The following is a 17,082-nucleotide window of genomic DNA, read 5'->3' as shown; positions in this document are numbered from 1 at the left end:
GGTGCAACCGCTCGTGTCACCGTGCCGACCCGAGCACACGAAGTACGGGTAGACCTTGCCGTGACGGTTGCGGGAATGGCAGATGAGCAGCCGGCTGCCGCACTGTCCGCAGTAGACCGTGCCCTTCAAATAGTGGTCGTGAATCTGGGTGGCGTCGGCGGCAGACTTGTGGGCGTCGAGAACGGACTGGACTTGGTACCAGACCTCGCGCGGCACGATCGCTTCGTGCGTGCCCTTGTACGTGGCCCCTTTGTAACGGATGTCGCCCTTGTAGTACGGGTTCGTGAGAATCCGATGGACGCTCGACAGTCCGATGGGTTTGGACGGCCGGTTGGGCGACGGCGGCGTGTTCAGGCCACGCCGCACGAGTTCGCGGTGGAGCTGGGTGGTCGTCCACTGCCCCGAAGCGAAGACCTGGAACGCCCACGTCACCAACTCCGCCCGCTCAGGATCGACCTGCACGGTGCGTATCTCACGGCCGCGGTCGTCACGGACTCCGACGTTGAGGTAGCCCATCGGTGCCCGGTTGATCGTGCCTCCTTGCGCCGCCTTCTGCGACAGGCCCTTGATCGTCTCGGTGGCAAGGTTGCGGGAGTAGAACTCCGCGATCGAGGACATGATGCCGTGCAGCAACATCCCCGAAGGAGTCTCATCGATGTTCTCGCTGGCTGAGACCAGCATCACGCCTGCGTCGCGTAGCGCGAGATGGATCGTCACGTCGTCGGCGCGGTTGCGTGCAAGCCGGTCGACCTTGTGGACGATGCAGTAGTTGACCTGGTGCTCGGTGACGTACTGGATCATCCGCATCAGTTCGGGTCGGTCGGCCTTGCGTGCCGACTCGCCAGCGTCCACGAACTCTTCGATCACGGTTGCGCCGAGCTGTTCGGCCTTCCGGCGGTTCGCTTCGCGTTGGGCAGGGATGGAGTATCCCTCGTCCGTGCCGCCCTTCTCCGCTTGCTCCTTGGTGGAGACGCGCAGGTAGGAAACGGCCACGGCACCGCCCGTAGGCACCGATGGGGACAGCAGGCTATCGACCGCGGCCCGGTCGACTGTAAGGGTTGTCATGGCTCTTCTCCGCGAGTGGTGGTCCAGACGCCCACCGCAGAGCTGTCAACTGCGAATGTTGATTGTGAGAAGAGCCCGAAGGCTGTAGGACGAGGCCCAGGTCGGCCAAGTTCGCGTGCCCGCCGAGACGGCGGGGATTAGGACCACAACATTCACCTCTACGGCGGACACCTTCATTCTACGACGGGTCGCTGACACCGGCCATAGCCCGGTGTTCCCGCGCCCGTGTGGCTCGCTGTTCACCAGAGTCTTGGAGCGCGAACCGGATCAGCAGCTCGGTCAGCTTGTCGAGGTCGGGGGTCTCTCTGCGCACAGCGCGCACCGACAGGTTCCGCTCCTCTCGTGACCGACGGTTGGTCTTCCTGACGTACTTGCGCGGCATCAGTCCTTCACCTCACCCGTCGCAGGATCGACGCCAGCGAAGAACGCTTCCTCGGCGGCCTGCCGGATGGCGACTTCATCGAGGACGTACCGCACAAAGTCCTCGTCGCGGTCGGCGATGGGCACCTCTTCCACTGGTTCGGCCGGTGCTTCGCCGGGCCAGGCGGTCTGGCGGGTGGGGCGGTCGCGGTCCAGGCGGGTGCCGCTGGTGGCTACCCAGTCGCGGAGGCGCTGGCGGGCGTCGGCGAAGTCGCGGTGCCAACCCAGCGGTGCTGAGCCGTTCTGCTCGGGGTCGTAGGCGCACAGCCAGTGCAGGTGCAGCGCGGATAGTTCCCAGAGGAGTTCGGGGTGGCGGTGCCACATCGGCGGGATCACGCTGGCTGGAAGTCCGTAGGTGTGGCGGAGCCAATCGACCCAGCGGTTGAGTTCGAGCAGTTCGGCTTCCAGATCATCGGCCGACAGCAGGTTCCAGTTGATCGGCCGCGGTGGCCCGGGCAGATCGTTGCCGGGATCGAACACCGGGCGGTCATCGAACTCGTCGGGTGCTTCCGATCTTGCCGTGGGATGGGGCTTGTCGATGGGGGTCATCTCGGTCCCCTCACATTCCGACTGCCGGCGCGGTGGTCGCCTGCCGACTCGGTGCGGGGCTGGTGAATGCCGAGGCATCCCGCGCCGGCGCCTCCTGCTCAGGTCCGTTGCGCCGGGGCGACCGGTCGACGTCGTAGCGGGTCCGGGCGGTGTCGTGGCCGATCTTCCTTGCGGTGAACTCTTCGCTCTCGACGGCCTGGCCGTCGCGCTCGTAGTTGACCGAGCGGGTGTAGCCCTCGGCGATGAAGTTGTCGCCCTTGCGGAAGCGATCATGTGCGTGGTTGGCGGATCGCCCGAACATCACCAGGTGATGGAAGGTGGTCTCCAACTGCGTGAAGGAACCGTCGTCCTCCTTGCGGAAGTGCTCCTGCCCGAAGCGGAAGTAGAGCCTTGCGTCGCCCTTCTCGGTCTGCGTCAGTTGCGGGCTCGAAGCGACGAACCCGGAAACAGATTCCTGGGTGTGAATGGTCATGATCGCGTCCTTGTCTGCTCACGCAGCCCGTCATGCTCGGGCCGCTGTGGCGGGAAGGTGCGCGATCGCCTCCTGGTCAGTTCTCAGTGCGACGCAGGAGGGCTTCAATCTCTGCACGGTCGGCTTTGAGCTGGTCGGCATCAGCACGCTTCGGCCAGGGATACAGGTCGGCGACGATGGGTGGTGCGGAGCGCAGCAGCACGACCCCGGTACCGAACGGCAGCCGGCGGATGCGGTCGGGTGGGAAGATCGGAACGCGGCGCACGGATCGCTGGTTGGAGCGCGTGCCGTGATCGCCCAGCGTCACCGAGTCGGTGTACTCGTCGCGTTCCCCGACCAGGGCACTCAGGTCTTGCAGGTCGCGGGAGTTGGACGCGCCACCGAGGATGACTTTCACGATGCTCGCGTCCCAGATCGCGTTGGCTTGGTGCTCGTTCCACTTGTCCCGCGCTTGGGCGAGCGACTGCAAGACGGGCATGGTGGTGATCCCCGACCCACCGCCTTCGGCCATCAGCGTCGGCAGCGACGGCAGGGGTGAGAGGTTGGCTATCTCGTCCAGCGCCAGCAGCATCGGCGGATCGAGCCGGGCACCGGGTGAGCGTGCGGCGAGACGGCGGGCAGTCTCGATGAGGTCTTCCACCAACGCAGCCACCAGCGCCGCAGATGCTCCGGCACCCGAGCCGGTCGCCAACAGGAACAGGGTTCCGCGATCGCGGATGAACGCTTCGGGGTCGAACCCTTCTCCCTCGGCTGGCGATACGGCGTCGAGGACGCGCGGATCAGCCAGCGATCCAAGAGCGAGGGACACGCCTTGCCAGATGGAGTCGCGAGTGCGGGGGTCGGAGTCGATCATCGCCTCCAAGGACTCGGCCCATCCGGTCGCGGCGCGAGTGGAGCCGGTCAGGATTGCCACCGCATCCGCGGCGGCGGTGGGGTCGAGGGTCCAGCGGAACAGTTCGGCGGGTGGCCGGTTGTCGATCGCCGCCGCGTGCAGCAAAGCCTGCAACGCGGCTCTCGTCTTCCCTTCCCAGAACCCGCCACTATCGACCCCGCCGGCGGACAAGCCAGTGCCGGCGGCTAGGCCAGTGGCGCGGATCATCGCTGTCTGTGGCGACTCACACCCCCGGATCGGCGACCAGCGCAGCCCGGCAGGCAGGCCCTCGGCCAAGTGCTGGGGGTCGAAGATCGCCACCGGGCCGATCCGGCGGCGGGCGCGCAGGGTCGCAGTCAGGTTGTCGGGCCGGGTGCTGGTGACGACGACGGCGCCTGGTGCGTCGAGGATCGCCGGGATCACCAGGTGCAGGCCCTTGCCGGAGCGGGGCGGGCCGATGACCATGATTGAGTCCTCCACCGACGCCCACACGCCCACGCCTTTCGAGGAACCGAGCCGGTACCCGACATCGGTTGGTTTCGGGTCGGTCAGGCCGGGTCGGAGGTTCCCGGCGCGTCGCAGTAGCGCCTTCTCCGATGCCGCGGTAGCGACTTCGTGGCGGGTCGCGATCCCGGCCATCCGGCGCGGGTCTTGCTCGGCCCGGTGCGTGAAGCGACGCACCCGCACCCACACGAACACCACGAGTGCTATGAGGAGCGTGAGCATGGCTCCGGTCACGACCCAGTAGACGACCGGGTTCAAACCGTCCGCGTCGAGCGCGGTGCCGGGGTCGCCGGGATGTACCAGCACCCCGACCCCGGCCGCGAGTCCGCCTTCGGGCTGAGGGGTGCCGGTGAGCCAGGCGGTGATCGTGCCGGCGGCGCGGAGGACGAGCGCGACTCCGAAGAGGGCGACCAGGCCGATCATGGCGGCGTTGGTCAGCTCGTCCCCGAACGATCCGGTCTGCCGGCCTTCGCCGGTCATGGCAGCCGCCGGATCACCGTGGCACCCGAGATACGTCCGAGCAGCAGCACCTCGAATCGCCCTGTCGTCTGCTCTGGGAGCGGGTTGGTGGGGTCGATGAGGGCGCGGGCGGTGCCGGTGTACGCGGCGTCGGTGTGGCCGGTGATGATCGCGACCGCGACATCCTCGCCGGGCACGAACCCGTCGCCCTCGACCTGATGGAACACCGGCAGGGCCGGCGTGGGCTTCGCCTCGACCGTCTGCTCCGGTTCAGGGAGGGCGCGGCGGGGTCGTGCGGTGATGAGGTCGGTGAACACTGAGCCGTCTGCTTCGCGGACCTCGACGCGGATGGGGCGGGTGCGGTCGTTGCTGGCCTGGTCGATGATCTGCGGGAACGACTCACGTCGCCACGGTGGCGCCCACTGAGGCGGCGTCAGCGGTGTGCTGTCGAGGGTGGCGGTCAGAATGCCGTCCTCGTGCACCGTGAGCACGACGGTCGGGATGTTGACGGGCGGCTGGTCGGGTTCGCTTCGCTTCATGCCCGGCAGGTGCACCCGCTGAATCGCTAGATCATCCGGGTGGTGGTGTCGAACAAGGCCAACTCATCGGGGTGCATCTGGTGTTGGACGACGAAGGAGCGTTCTTTGATGCGCCAGAGCCCTTGCCCGGTGCCGAGTCCGGGTAGGAGGTGCTGTTCGGTGCCGGTCAGGCCGAGGGTCTTGGCGGTGAGGGAGAGCTGGTCGGACTCTTGCCGGTAGATCACGCGCGTCTCGGCATTGGCGAGCAGGCTGCTCGCCAGGGAGCGCATGGCCGAGCCCTGATCGCCCACGTTGTCGAGGTCGGAGAGCTTGTGGAAGACGAGCATGTTTGCCAGCCCGTAGTGGCGGGCGAGCCGCCATTGCGCATCCATCCGGCGCAGCAGCGCGGGGTGGGCCATGAGGCGCCAGGCTTCGTCATAGATCATCCAGCGTTTCCCGCCATCGGGGTCCATCAGCGCCGCTTCCATCCATGCCGACGCGCAGGTCATCAACACGCTCAGGAGGGCGGCGTTCTCCGCGACCCGGCTGAGGTCGAGGCTCACCATCGGCAACGACGGGTCGAACCGCACCGTCGAGGGGCCATCGAACAGGCCGGCCAGGTCACCGCCGACGAGGCGGCGCAGCGCGTGAGCGACGAGCCGGCCATCTTCCGCCAGCCGCCCGTCCTCGTCAACGTCGGGTGCTGGGGTGAGTAGACGGTCCACGACCATCGGCAGGATCGGCACCTCCGCATCTCGCACCGTCGCCGTGAGGGCGGTGTCGATGGCGGTGTGCTCCAACGGCGACAGACCCCGCCCGAGCACGGTCTCCGCGAGCGCGCCCAGCAGCTCACGACGCCGCGATGCCAACGTGGACGCCCACTCCCGATCCGACAGACCCGAGGGCCGGTGGCCCTCATCGAGCGGGTTCAGCCGGGTGCGCAGCCCGTGGCCGAGAACGATGGCCTTTCCGCCGACCGCTTCCGCGACGGCGGTGTGCTCACCCTTGGGGTCGCACGGGACATAGACCCTGCGACCGAATGGCAACGACCGAGTGTAGAGCGACTTGGCGAGGCTGGACTTCCCGGAGCCGACGATCCCGGCGAGGATCATGTTCGGCGCGGTGATGACACCCCGCCGGTACAACTCCCACGGGTCATAGACGAAGCTCCCGCCGGAGTACATGTCCTGCCCAACGAACACGCCCTGGCTGCCCAGGCCGCCTTCGGCGAGGAACGGATACTGCGCCGCCAGCACCGCGCTGGTGTCCTGATGGCGCGGAAGCCGGAACCTGCCCGGTGTCCTGAGCGCCGCCGGGCCGGGTTCGCCGGACTTCGGCAGATACGTCGTGGCCCGCCGCTCCGCCCGCTCAGCCTCGGCCTTCGTCTTGGCGGCTTCGACCTCGACGCGACGTTGCTCGGCGACCAGCCGGGCGGCGGCCTGCCGGCGCTGCTTGCGGTACTTGCGCCGCTCCGACGCGGGAGCGACGAGCACCGAGGTGTGCAGCTTCTCCTGCTCCGCGCTCATCGTCACAGGCCTCGTGCCTGCTTGACGGCCGTGATCTTGGCCGGTTCGAACCATGACGCCTCCTGCTTCGGCGGCGTTGTCGTCCGTCTCGGTGCGCCCGGCGACGAGTACGACATCAGCAGTTCGGGGCCACCCTGCGTGGGCGTTGGGCTTTCGGGCTCGTCGGTCTCCGGGGCGGGTTCGGTGTGGCGGCGCAGGAGGGAGACGTAGCCGAGGTGCGGGTTGACGACCAAGGCGTAGTCACCCGAGGGCATCACCCGGTCGTTGGTGCCGGCGCCGGGTTCGTCGTAGACGTACCCGTTCTCGAGCGCGGCTTGGGTGGTCTCGTCTCCGTAGTCCCACTGGGCGAGGTAGTCCACCGCGTCGACGTGCCCCAGCTCGCCGAGGATGCGCAACGGTCGGTCGGCTTCCTCGCCTTGCAGGAACACGACGGTGATCCACCGCTCGGCCGGGATCGGGCGCGGGTGCCAGACGATCCGGCCCGATTGCACGAACGCGGCCGAGAGTTGATCGTCGGCCTGGTCGATCAGTGCGGCGGCCCGCTCGAACCCGGCGGCGGCGGCGAGCGCGGCCTGTGCTCCGGCGGCCCGGTCGCCGTCGTCGGTGCTCACTTGGTCGTGGCGGCGCGAATGGGCGGTGGCGAGCTGCCCGAGTATCTGGTGCAGGGATCGCACGCCGGCGGCCAGTTCACCGATCACCCGGTAGGTGTCGGCGGGGTCATCCCAGCTTCGGGTCGCGTGCGCCAAACCACGCAGCGCCTCGGAGGCTTCGGCGGCGTCAGCGAGGGGGTTGTCAAAGGTCGGCATGACCGGCTCCTTCGTTCATCAGTGGTGTGGACACCGGCCAGGTGCACGATTGGGTTCAGACGGTGCGGCACAGCGGCAACGCCGCCGCCGTGAACGCGGCGGCTTGCTGGCCAACGAGCCGCCTCGTTTCGCAGGAGCTTTGGATGGCGGCTTGGGTGATCGCGGCGACGGCGGCTTCGAGGTCGTCGATGCTCGGTGCCGACACGCTGATGAGGCCGGTCACGCGCAAGACACCGTGCCCGGCGGTGAGGTCGGCTTCCTGTTGCAGCACGTCTTGGAACTCCGCTGATTGGGAGGCATCCTCGATCTGCCCGAGATGGGCGCGCTGTGCGGCATCCGAGATGTATTCGACCTTCTTGCGGCGGATGTCGCGGGCGGCCTGGTCGGAGCGCATCGGCGTGTAGATCAGTGAAACGGCCCGCTGGATGCCGGTGGAGAGCAGGATCGGGGCGGCGAAGCCGGGATAGACAAGGCTTCGCGGCCACTCGGAGACCCAGAGCACGGCGTGATGGGCGGAGTCGGTGCGCAGGTTGCCCCAAGTTTCGGTGACTGCGACCGGGCCGGCGGTGGCGAGGTCGCAGCCGATCTGCCCGTGCCGCTCCAACGGTGACCGCCGGGTCGTAGGCGGAGCGGAGGATGACGGCGATCTGGCCGGCGTCGAGCCAGCCGGACGGGGCGAGGTCGGACGACCGCAACGCGGATACCAGCGTGGACATCTCCTGCCGCAGCACGCCGGCGGCGCCCTTGATGCCGCCACCGGCGGTCCTGATCTGCCGGGCGGCGGCCTTCATGTCCAGCGACAGGCTGATGGTGGTGGCGTGCCGTTCCCCGGCAGGGCCGGCACGCTCGATCAGCTCGGCGTAGGTGTCGGCGGCCCACGAGCCGTCCGGGGTGCCGTGCGCGGTCCACCACTCCGCCAGCCCCGTGCCCGAGTCGGGCAGGGTGCGTTCGAGGACTTGCAGGGTCGCGATCCTCCCGGAACGGCACACCGTCGCCAACGCGCGGCCCCAGGTCGTGACACGGCGCTCCTGCTCGCCCGGATCGAGGAGCACGAAGGCGGGGTGCGTCACCTCGCAGACCACCGTGAGTGTGGCGGCGTGGGGGTCGTGGATCATGCACGCCCCAGTCTCTGGGTCGGTGTACTCGCGGAGCCTCGCCACGTCGCCGGGCAACGCGAGGGTGCCGGCGGGACGAGGCCGGACGATGCGGCGGCGGTAGAGCACCTGCCCGCCCGTGACCCGCCACAGCCACCAGAACGTGACCGGCAGCCACTCCACGACCGGACGCCCGCCGACAGGTATCCAGGTCAATGCCGCGCAGAGCAGCCAGACGGGGGCGGTGTAAGCGAGCAGCATCCCGCCGTCGGCGTAGAACGCGCCGATCAGGGTGAGGCCGCCGATGCCGAGGGTGACGAGTTGAGCGACTGACAACCCCAACAGGACGCCCCGACGGGCGAGGCGGCTCAACTTCACCGGCACCAGCTCGCCCGGCGCGGCGGTCTCTTTCGCGTGACTGGCCATCGGTCACTCCTTCGTCGGCTTGGGTGGGGTCGGGGTTGCCGGGCGCGGGCTCGGTGGAGCGGTCGGCGCAGGTGTCGAGGGCGGTGGCGGTGCGCTGGCCTGCCCGCCCCCGGCGGCGGTCGTCTCGGCCTCACCCGCCAGCATCGTCCCGGCCTTCGGCCCCGCCGTAGCGGCACCCTTCACCACCTGCGCACCGACCACGACCGCAGCCGCCGGACCCGCAGCCGCAGCGCCCGCCCCGGCTCCGGCGCCCGCGCTGGCTCCAGCTCCGGCACTTCCGCCCGCGCCAGCTCCTGCACCGGCAGCACTTGCGCCGCCGCCACTTCCCGCGGTCGGAGTGGGCTTCGGTGGTGCACCGGCACCTCCCCCTATGCCGCCACCGCCGCCGCTGTTGGTTTGGCCGTCGAGTACCTTCTTCGGTCCGTCGCCGGACGGCTTGGAGGGAACGGGGATGGGCCGGTTCAGTGCCCGCTTGGCGTCGTCCTCAGCGCCGGCCTGGCCGTAGTAGTCGGTGCCGACGAACGCGAGGAACCGATACATCAGATACGGGGCGAATCCCGCCAAGGCCATGAGCACGATCCCGGACAGCGGATCGGATACGGAGGCCAGGTCGAGGTCGAGGTCGATCGGTGCGGCGACCTGGGTAATCGCGACGAGGAAGATCACGACCAGCACGAGCTTGGACAAGATCAAGGCGATGACGAACATGGCCCACTTGCCGACCCAGCCGCGTGCCGCGTCCCACGACGACCCAGAGAATGCCAATGGGGCGAGCGCGACCGCGACCAACAGCAGCGACTTGCGGATCAGCAACGACAGCCACACGATCGCCGCTGATGCAATCGCCAGGCCGGCGAGGAAGATCATGATGATCGCTCCAACCCCGGGTGCGGCGATGGACAGGCCGGACAGGGCCAGGACGAGGGCGGCGATCTTGTCGCCCATCGTCTCGGTGGTTTCGCCGGCGGCTTGGATGATGCCGACGCAGAGCTGGTCGGTGATTTCCAGCAGCAGCGCGGTCAAGGTGATGACCACGAAGGAGCCGAGCACGGACTTCCCGAGGCCGAGCGCCGCCCTGGTGAGAGCGGTGGGGTCGCGGCGGATCATGCCGGTGATGAGCTGCAAGGCGAAGAACAGCAGCATCACGAACACGGCGATGCCGAACACGAGGTTGAACACCGACACGAAGCCGGGCCGCTGCACGTCCACCAGCGTGGTGGTGTCGAAGACCGACCAGACGGCCTCGAACAGCCACCCAGCCGCGCCGGCCATCGCGCTGGCGAGCCAGTCGAACGGGGCCGACACCAGCGTGGCGGCGGCTTCGCCCGCCACGTCGCAGACGGTGGAAATCACCGGGACATCGCAAATGCCCATGACAAGACCTGCCTTCCTCGCGGACGTTGCGGATCAGACGGCTTGGCCGACGCCCCAGAAGAAGTTGATGAGCGCGACGCTCGCGCCGCAGATGATCGCTGCACCGCAGGAGACGAGGACGCCGATCTTGCCTCGACCTGCCAAGTGCGGATTGGAGCTGTTCGCGCCGTAGGCCCACACGACCGCTGAGACGATCAGGGCGAGGACGGCCAGGATCAGGCCCACCGTCATCACGGCACCGACGATGGTGCGGAGCTGTTCGATACCGGGAAGGCCGGTGCCATTGGGGTCGATGTCGATCACGACGGTTCTCCATTCACGCTGAGGGTTGCTTCTGCCCACAGGTGCACCCCGCCGACCAGCACCCGGACATGCGGAAGGCCCGCCCCGAGAGGGGCGGGCCAGGAGGTCAGGGGTCAGAGTCGTTGGCCGAGAGCGATGAGCCAGTTCATCCACGCCACTCCGCCGCCGGCGAGCACCGCAGCCCCGAGTGCGACGAGCACGCCCACCCTGCCCTTGGCGGCGGCGGAGTAGTTACCGTGCGCGGCGGCGATCGCCCAGCAGACCGCTGAGACGATCAGCATGAGTACGGCGATGATGAGCACGAACATGAACAGCGCGCCGACGACCTGTTTCAGATCACCGATCCCCGCCAGTCCGTCGAAGTCCGGGAACACGTCCATTACGCACCCGCTTTCACGGTGACGTGCAGGTGGTCGAAGTGGCCTCCCGTGACGTTGCCGGGGTCATGCATCCCGCCGCCGTTGTAGGGCCGCCAGCCTTGGTCGCCGCGGGCGAGGGACCAGATTTTGCCTTGCCAGATCAGATACTCCACGCCGAGCAGTTCGGCGTTGTCCTTCATCCAGTTCGTCACCTGCCAGCCGGCCTCCAACTGCGCCGGGGTCGGGTAATGGCCGATGGCGTTGCCGAAGGTGATGTCACACGCCCTCCCCAACGGATGCTCGGACTTCGTGCCGGGCCTCGGCGAGTAGCAGCCCCACCCGGTGTCGGGGAACGCCGCTTTGGTCTGGGCCATGAGGTGCGCGAGCCGCGCGGTGATCTGCCCGCCACTGGTCGGGTCGTCCACCATCTGATCCGGGTCACCCGTCAACGGGGTCGGCGCGCCGGCCGTGCCGGTCTGGCAGCCTGCGGCGGGGCCGGTGGCGGCTTCGGGGAGGTTCGCGGCGCCGTGCGCGTTGAGCCACCCGGCCGGGTCAATCGCCTCGCCGTTCGTGCCGCCGGGACGGACCTCGAAGTGCAGATGCGCGCCGGTCGACATGCCCGAGGAGCCGACATCGCCGATGTGCTGCCCGGCGCTCACCCGATCGCCAACGTGAACGTGGATGCCGCCCAGCCACATGTGCGCGTAGGCCGTCGCGACGGTCTGGCCGTCGATGGTGTGCTCGATGACGATCAGGCCGCCATAGCCACCGCTGTACTCCGCGACAGTTACGGTGCCGTCTGCGGCGGCGAGGATCGGGGTGCCATCGGCCGCGCCGAGGTCGAGCCCGGTATGAACCGAGGGCTCACCAGTGATCGGGTGGATACGCGGCCCGAAGTCGTCGGTCTTGACCCACGTTCCCTCCGGCAGCGGGAACACCACCCGCGACGACTCCGCCACACCGATGACGGGGCCGCCCCGCCCGCCAGTGAGGGTGAGAGTGTCGAGGATCGCATCAGCGACCGGCGCGTAGTTGCGATACCTGTCCGGGAACGCACTGACCTCAACCGCCTGGGCCGCCTCCCCGGGGTCCATCCGTTCCCAGCCGGGAATGTCGAGCAGCCCGCGCGGGCTCGGATAGTTGGGGCCGTCCGGGCCGCCGAAGAACGCGGCGGCTTGGTAGTTCGAGTCCATCAACTCTGCGACGGTGCCCCACCCGGCGGCGGGTCGCATCTGGAACAGGCCGAGCGAGTCGTGGTCGCCGCCGTTGCCGTCGTTGGGATAGTTCGCGGACTCGGGGTAGGCGCTGGTGTTGCTGAGCATCCGCAGCGTGGACTCAGTGAGCGCCGCCATCAGCGCGACCTTCACCCCAGGCCGACCCACGCCGTCGAGCCGGCCGCCGACCGTGATGATCGTCGCGGCATGGGTGAGCTGCCGCTTGTTCAGGGTGAAGGTGTAGCCGTCCGCGGTGGTCACCTGGAGGCTGTCAGGGACGTTGCCGACCGAGAGTGCGCCGGTGGTGGTGCAGGCGGCGATGGCGGCGGGGTTCATCAGCACCCCGATCGCCAACAGCAGCATCGCGGGGCCGAAGAACAGCGCGGCGAGCGCGAGGACAGCGAACTTCTTGAACACGACAGACCCGTCCTCATCGCAGCGGATTGTCGAGCTGGGACAGCCGCAACAGGTGACAGGTCGGATAGGTCGGGGCGCAGACGATGAACACGGTGAACGACACCGCCTGCTCACTGGACACCGGCTCGCCGTTCCAGAGGCCGTGGCGGTGCCGGGTGCCCTCGATCGTGTACGCGGCCGTCCCGGGCGCGATCTGACCGGGTTGCGCCTGCGCCACGGCATCGGCCCACGCCTCCGGGATCACCGCGCGGCCGATGACGAGGTGTTGGCGGGTCTCGTGCTTGCACAGCTCGATCCACGCCTCCCGCGTCGGCAGATACATCGCCAGGTCGGAGGCGAGACCCGCCTGCTCGGTGCCGGCCGGGTCACCGACATCAAGGATCGCGGCCGTGTAGTCCAACGGCATCAGACCGCTGGTGGTGTCCCACGCGAAGATCGCCTCCGCGACGTTGCGGGCGAACGTTTCGGGGTCCGCCGACCGCGGCACGACCGGCAGCCGTGGCGACGATGGTCCGTGCGGTGTGAGCGTGTGAGACGGTGACGACGCGGGGTCGGGTGTTGGAGTGTTGGTGGTGCGCGGGCCGAGGATGAGGCCGTAGATGCCGACCCCGGCGAGGATCAGCAATACGAGGCCTGCGGCGATCAGCGCGATCAGGCGGCCACGCGGAAACGACGGAGAGGGAGAAGTCTTCATGCCCGTCAGGTGCACCCCGACCGACCACGATCCCGGCGCAAGAGGTCAGAGGGCGCGTAGGCGCGGAACCTTTGACTCTTGTTGCCGTGCTGCGTGGAGGTCGGTGGCGAACTGGCGGGTGCCTTCGGCGGTCGCGTAGAACGCTTCGGCTTGCTCGTCGGTGAGCTGGGCGGCGAGCTCGTCCAGGTCGTAGTGCAGCCACCACGAATCGAGTTCGGTCCAGGTCAGCACGAACGCCCGCACCGCATACCGGGCGTCCGGCACCACCGGCGCAACAGGCTGAGGCTTCTTCGGCTTCTTCTTGCCCTTCCTCGTCTCGGCGTCCACGCGGGCGAGAGCCTGTTCGGCCAGGTCGTGCAGATGAGCGTCGTCGCTGGCTTGGTGGATGTCGCGGATGCGCTGATACACCGGATCGACCGGCCCGCCGGCCTCGATCTTCACCAACCCCGCCTGCGCCTCAGCGCGCAACGGGTCAGGAGCGTCGGGGTCGGTGGCGAGGTGTTGCAGGTAACCGATCTTGTCCATCGTCTTGTACGACGGGGCGCCGGGGATCATCGCGGCGGCCTGCTCGCGGACCTTGCCCGGCGGGGTCAACGGGGGTGGAAAGTTTCCACCCCCGTTCCACCGGGGCTGATTCTCGGACGAGAACTGCGTCGCCTGATCGCGGCGGGCGGCGTCCTCGGTCATGAGTTCCTTGATTTCGCGGTAGAGGCCGGCGGCTTCCAACGGGGAGAGGGTCTTGTGGAGCTGGTTGTCGTCCTGCTCGGCCAGCAGGTGCCCCAACCTGTCCGAGATGGACGATCGCACCCATACGCTGACGGTGCGCCAGCCGAGCTGTCTGATCGCAGCCAGTCGCCGCACCCCGCACACCAGCAGCCCGTCTGGGGTGATGGTGATGGGTTGCAGCAGCCCATCGCGCTCGATCGACGCGGCGAGGGCGTCGAGGTCACCGAGGTCTTGGCGGTGCCGGCGGCCGACCTGGATCGACTCGACGGTCCGGTCGAGTTCGATGTGTCCCGTCGCCGCGCTCATCACGCACTCCTACGTCGGGTGTGGGGCGCAGCGTGGCTGATGGTGGCCACGAGCCCGTCATCGCCCAGCAGGACGGGCAGGCCCTCGCCGATCAGCAGCCGCAGCAGGATGCCGCGTCCTTCTCCGGTCGCCCCGTAGCCGGGTGTGGTGCGGCCCAGCAGTACCCGCAGCAGCACCGTCCACGAGGCGGCGGGCACATCGAGCAGGGCGCGGGCGTGCCGGTCGCGGCGCAACGTCTCATAGGTGCCGGTGCGTGACCCGATCCGGCCGAGGGCTTCGCAGACGTGCTCGATCGCTGGGCGGGCGGTGCCCTCGGGCCAGCCCAGCAGCACGAACAACAAGATCGCGTCTTCTACAGCGCCGGTGACCGACGCCGGCTCACCTGCATCCGCATCCACCACGTCGTCGTGGTGAGGGTCGGTGACGTGGAACGCCGGGTGGTAGTCCGACAGGGTGTTCTCCCGTTCAGAGAGCCGTTCGGGGTCGTGGAAGCAGGAGACGTGCGGACGCCTCGCCTGATGCACCGAGCACAGCAGCCCTTGGCCGCGCTCTTCGGCAATGCAGGTGATCCGCACCGCATGAGTCACGACGCCCCAAGGGTCGTCGGCCTCGCGGGCGGCGCGGGTGCGCATCACGTCGAACGCCGCCGATGCGGCCTCCCACGGGTCCAGGCCGTGCTTGCGCGCCAGCGGCGTGTACTTCTGCGCCGCATAGGCCATCAGCTCGGCGGCTACCGGGTCGCGCTTCCACGCTCCGGGGCCGGCGTCGTGGAGCCGGTCCAGCAGGGCGCGCAGGCCCTCACCGCTGGTGTAGTCCTCACCCGCAGGATCGGTCGCCGTCGTTGTCGTCGTGGTCATAGTCGAGGCACCTCCTGGCAGACAGGTGCGCCGGCCGCCCCTGGCGACCATCACCCCGTCGTGCTGGGTGTCCATGACTCATCACCACCCCGTTACCTCATCCCGACCCCGGACCGTGCCGGCCCCTCGACGTGCTGACCGCGACGACCAAACGCCGACAACGGCGGCAACTGCTTCGCCCGCTCCGACACCGACCGCGCACCAACCGCCAGGGTCGAGCGGAAACGGCGGCCCTGTTCGCTGTTGAACTCGATCCCACGCCCCGCGAGCGTTCCGCTACTGCGAACGATCAGATCGGTCGGACGTACCCACTCCACGCCTCGGCCGCGCACCCGATCCAGCCGTTCCCGCACCGCCTGCCGGCGGGCTGTCTCCTGCATGACCGCATCCGGCGTCCCCGCCAGCTCTACCGCTTCCGTGTCGGGCTTCTTTGCCTGTTCGGGTTCGATGCGACGGGGTGGTTGCTCGCGCATCAGGTCGTCGGTGCTCATGGTGTCGCTCCCTCCAAGATGGCCTCAGAGCGTGGCTGCTCGGGCTCATCAGGTTGGTGCGCGCCGGCGAACCAGCGCCCCACCGTCGAGGGGTGCACATCGAGCGACCTGGCGATCTTCTTGTTCGACCACCCCGACTCCCGCAGTTCCGCAGCCCGCACCCGACGATCCTGCGCCTCGACGGGAACGAGCCGCGCCAGCTCAGGAGTTGGCGATGCCACGGGAGGCGGTTTGGTCGGCGCGGCTTCGAGCGCGACCGATTCACGAACGCTGGCGGCCCCGGCAGCGGGCTGGGTGGTGGTGCGGATGAGGACGACGGTCAGATGGGTCGAGGCCAGCAGCACCACGGGCGGGACGGCCGCGACTGCCGCCGCGAGCCCGGCGGGTATGTCGGCGTCAGCGGCGATGATCGCGTGCAGCGCGTTCGCGGTCACCGACACCGCCGCCCCGCCGATCAGCAGCGTCCACGGATACCAGGCCGCCCGCTCGCCCGCGAGCGCGACCACGGCGACGGTGGAGACGACGATCACGCCATCGACGATCAACGGCCACGCCCACGCCTGCCCGGCACCGATCCCAGCTCGCCGCGCGAGGTCCGCCAACGCCGTGAAGCTCAACCAGAACGCGCCGACCGCGATGAACACGGTCCCGACGACCGACGTGATGACCGCCCATCTACGGCCACGCCACCCAGTCACGACAAGCCCCGCGCCGCCGACACCCGCGGTCCGCGATCACAGCGAGCGAACCCATCGGCAGACGAGCCAGAAGCATCAGCAGGCCCACACCGATGGACTCACGCACCAACGCTTCTATAGGCGCTGTAGACCGTGCGAGTGATTTCCCGCTCGCCGAAGTCCGACTGCGCGGCGGTCACCAACGCATCCACCGCATCGGTGACCGGAACGCCGCCTTCGGCGAGACGGCACGATGCCCAGAACAGTTTCAGATTCCGGTCCGTCGCCTGCCGACCCAGCCATGCCGCCAGCCGCTCCGCATCCGCGCCATCGCGATCCCGACCAGACGCCGGGTGCGCCGCCACAGTGGCGCGCGGATCAAGAAAGTCCCGCAGCCGCACCGAGTCCACCGGCGACGCCGACCCGAGGTGTTCGACCGCCACCTTGTACCGGATCGGGATACCATCGATCAAGCGCACCGAGGGCGGCGCAACGATGTAGCCGCCGTCACCACGGAAGTCGATACCCGCACTGCCGACCTGCCAGGACCGCTGCTCAACCCCCGGGATCGTCGGGAAGTAGGCGTGCTGCCCGCCGGTCGGGGTGCCCACCAACACACCCCACCCCTCGACCAAGCCGGCGTCGCCGACGCGGACGAACGACTCCATGCCGTTCGCTGAGCCGTGCATATCGACATCCACCACGACCAAGCCCGAGGCGGCGCCGGTCGGGATGCCAATGTTCGCCCACGGACTCCGCCGCCACCACGCCCGCACCCGCTTGGGGTCGGTCGTCGCGTCGAGGAATCCCCGCCCGTCCCGGATCAACGGCGTCTTCCCTCCCGACACGCACGGGAACACCGGCACCCCGTTCTCAGCGAGCAGCAACGCCGCATGAGGCAGCCGCCAGCCACGACCGGCCTTCGCGAGCACTTCCAGCGCCTCCAAGCCAGCC

The 17,082-nt window shown here is 68.8% G+C and carries 17 protein-coding genes and 2 pseudogenes; all 19 read right to left on the bottom strand.

Translation table 11 applies throughout. The features are described 5' to 3' along the window. Window positions 1-18 precede the first annotated feature (18 nt). A pseudogene (locus tag QQ658_RS03530) lies at window positions 19-1,065 on the bottom strand (recombinase family protein); the annotation flags it as partial. Window positions 1,066-1,243: 178 nt separating this feature from the next. Further along, complete coding sequence (locus QQ658_RS03525; RefSeq protein WP_286026294.1) at window positions 1,244-1,447, bottom strand: hypothetical protein; 204 nt, start codon at window positions 1,445-1,447, stop codon at window positions 1,244-1,246. Further along, on the bottom strand, window positions 1,447-2,034 hold the full coding sequence (locus QQ658_RS03520; protein WP_286026293.1) for a hypothetical protein: 588 nt from the start codon (window positions 2,032-2,034) through the stop codon (window positions 1,447-1,449). The genes QQ658_RS03525 and QQ658_RS03520 overlap by 1 nt, the downstream gene beginning before the upstream one ends. Window positions 2,035-2,044: 10 nt before the next feature. Then, a complete protein-coding gene (locus QQ658_RS03515) occupies window positions 2,045-2,506 on the bottom strand; it encodes a single-stranded DNA-binding protein (protein ID WP_286026292.1) in 462 nt (153 codons plus the stop codon). Window positions 2,507-2,582: 76 nt separating this feature from the next. Then, window positions 2,583-4,361, bottom strand: coding sequence for a type IV secretory system conjugative DNA transfer family protein (locus tag QQ658_RS03510; protein ID WP_286026291.1), 1,779 nt, complete (start codon window positions 4,359-4,361; stop codon window positions 2,583-2,585). Then, a complete protein-coding gene (locus tag QQ658_RS03505) occupies window positions 4,358-4,879 on the bottom strand; it encodes a hypothetical protein (RefSeq protein WP_286026290.1) in 522 nt (173 codons plus the stop codon). Before QQ658_RS03505 ends, QQ658_RS03510 begins: the two co-directional genes overlap by 4 nt. A gap of 26 nt (window positions 4,880-4,905) precedes the next feature. Continuing rightward, window positions 4,906-6,384 (bottom strand): VirB4 family type IV secretion system protein, encoded by a 1,479-nt coding sequence (locus QQ658_RS03500; protein ID WP_286026289.1) that lies wholly within the window; start codon window positions 6,382-6,384, stop codon window positions 4,906-4,908. Between the two features lie 2 nt (window positions 6,385-6,386). Continuing rightward, window positions 6,387-7,190 (bottom strand): hypothetical protein, encoded by an 804-nt coding sequence (locus QQ658_RS03495; RefSeq protein WP_286026288.1) that lies wholly within the window; start codon window positions 7,188-7,190, stop codon window positions 6,387-6,389. A 55-nt stretch (window positions 7,191-7,245) separates the two neighbouring features. Beyond that, window positions 7,246-8,710 (bottom strand): annotated as a pseudogene (locus QQ658_RS03490) (SCO6880 family protein). Window positions 8,711-8,713: 3 nt separating this feature from the next. After that, window positions 8,714-10,084, bottom strand: coding sequence for a conjugal transfer protein TrbL (locus QQ658_RS03485; RefSeq protein ID WP_286026287.1), 1,371 nt, complete (start codon window positions 10,082-10,084; stop codon window positions 8,714-8,716). A 33-nt stretch (window positions 10,085-10,117) separates the two neighbouring features. Next, window positions 10,118-10,387 carry a DUF6112 family protein gene (locus QQ658_RS03480; protein WP_286026286.1) on the bottom strand — a complete coding sequence of 90 codons (270 nt, stop codon included), beginning with the start codon at window positions 10,385-10,387 and terminating at the stop codon, window positions 10,118-10,120. Window positions 10,388-10,500: 113 nt separating this feature from the next. Next, the gene (locus tag QQ658_RS03475) at window positions 10,501-10,767 is read right to left on the bottom strand and encodes a DUF6112 family protein (protein ID WP_286026285.1); all 267 of its coding nucleotides are present in this window, start codon (window positions 10,765-10,767) and stop codon (window positions 10,501-10,503) included. Then, entirely contained in the window at window positions 10,767-12,377 is a 1,611-nt protein-coding gene (locus tag QQ658_RS03470; protein ID WP_286026284.1) for a M23 family metallopeptidase, read from the bottom strand. Before QQ658_RS03470 ends, QQ658_RS03475 begins: the two co-directional genes overlap by 1 nt. Before the next feature lie 13 nt (window positions 12,378-12,390). Next, window positions 12,391-13,071 (bottom strand): hypothetical protein, encoded by a 681-nt coding sequence (locus QQ658_RS03465; protein WP_286026283.1) that lies wholly within the window; start codon window positions 13,069-13,071, stop codon window positions 12,391-12,393. 45 nt (window positions 13,072-13,116) lie between these two features. Continuing rightward, a complete protein-coding gene (locus tag QQ658_RS03460) occupies window positions 13,117-14,103 on the bottom strand; it encodes a ParB N-terminal domain-containing protein (protein ID WP_286026282.1) in 987 nt (328 codons plus the stop codon). Continuing rightward, window positions 14,103-14,960, bottom strand: a complete 858-nt coding sequence (locus tag QQ658_RS03455) for a hypothetical protein (protein WP_286026281.1) — start codon at window positions 14,958-14,960, stop codon at window positions 14,103-14,105. The genes QQ658_RS03460 and QQ658_RS03455 overlap by 1 nt, the downstream gene beginning before the upstream one ends. Before the next feature lie 92 nt (window positions 14,961-15,052). After that, on the bottom strand, window positions 15,053-15,451 hold the full coding sequence (locus tag QQ658_RS03450) for a hypothetical protein (protein ID WP_286026280.1): 399 nt from the start codon (window positions 15,449-15,451) through the stop codon (window positions 15,053-15,055). Continuing rightward, entirely contained in the window at window positions 15,448-16,149 is a 702-nt protein-coding gene (locus QQ658_RS03445; RefSeq protein WP_286026279.1) for a DUF2637 domain-containing protein, read from the bottom strand. Before QQ658_RS03445 ends, QQ658_RS03450 begins: the two co-directional genes overlap by 4 nt. A gap of 98 nt (window positions 16,150-16,247) precedes the next feature. Beyond that, window positions 16,248-17,075 carry a bifunctional DNA primase/polymerase gene (locus QQ658_RS03440; RefSeq protein WP_286026278.1) on the bottom strand — a complete coding sequence of 276 codons (828 nt, stop codon included), beginning with the start codon at window positions 17,073-17,075 and terminating at the stop codon, window positions 16,248-16,250. Window positions 17,076-17,082 lie beyond the last annotated feature (7 nt).

Source organism: Propionimicrobium sp. PCR01-08-3, from assembly GCF_030286045.1.
Classification (GTDB): Bacteria; Actinomycetota; Actinomycetes; order Propionibacteriales; family Propionibacteriaceae; genus Brooklawnia.
Note: the sequence above shows the minus strand (reverse complement) of the source record. Positions and strands in the feature narration are given on the sequence as shown.

Bases quoted from the DNA above. Each gene is read 5' to 3' on its own strand.
- QQ658_RS03525 (WP_286026294.1), bottom strand. From the start codon at position 1,447: ATGCCGCGCAAGTACGTCAGGAAGACCAACCGTCGGTCACGAGAGGAG.
- QQ658_RS03520 (WP_286026293.1), bottom strand. From the start codon at position 2,034: ATGACCCCCATCGACAAGCCCCATCCCACGGCAAGATCGGAAGCACCC.
- QQ658_RS03515 (WP_286026292.1), bottom strand. From the start codon at position 2,506: ATGACCATTCACACCCAGGAATCTGTTTCCGGGTTCGTCGCTTCGAGC.
- QQ658_RS03510 (WP_286026291.1), bottom strand. From the start codon at position 4,361: ATGACCGGCGAAGGCCGGCAGACCGGATCGTTCGGGGACGAGCTGACC.
- QQ658_RS03505 (WP_286026290.1), bottom strand. From the start codon at position 4,879: ATGAAGCGAAGCGAACCCGACCAGCCGCCCGTCAACATCCCGACCGTC.
- QQ658_RS03500 (WP_286026289.1), bottom strand. From the start codon at position 6,384: ATGAGCGCGGAGCAGGAGAAGCTGCACACCTCGGTGCTCGTCGCTCCC.
- QQ658_RS03495 (WP_286026288.1), bottom strand. From the start codon at position 7,190: ATGCCGACCTTTGACAACCCCCTCGCTGACGCCGCCGAAGCCTCCGAG.
- QQ658_RS03485 (WP_286026287.1), bottom strand. From the start codon at position 10,084: ATGGGCATTTGCGATGTCCCGGTGATTTCCACCGTCTGCGACGTGGCG.
- QQ658_RS03475 (WP_286026285.1), bottom strand. From the start codon at position 10,767: ATGGACGTGTTCCCGGACTTCGACGGACTGGCGGGGATCGGTGATCTG.
- QQ658_RS03465 (WP_286026283.1), bottom strand. From the start codon at position 13,071: ATGAAGACTTCTCCCTCTCCGTCGTTTCCGCGTGGCCGCCTGATCGCG.
- QQ658_RS03460 (WP_286026282.1), bottom strand. From the start codon at position 14,103: ATGAGCGCGGCGACGGGACACATCGAACTCGACCGGACCGTCGAGTCG.
- QQ658_RS03455 (WP_286026281.1), bottom strand. From the start codon at position 14,960: ATGACCACGACGACAACGACGGCGACCGATCCTGCGGGTGAGGACTAC.
- QQ658_RS03450 (WP_286026280.1), bottom strand. From the start codon at position 15,451: ATGAGCACCGACGACCTGATGCGCGAGCAACCACCCCGTCGCATCGAA.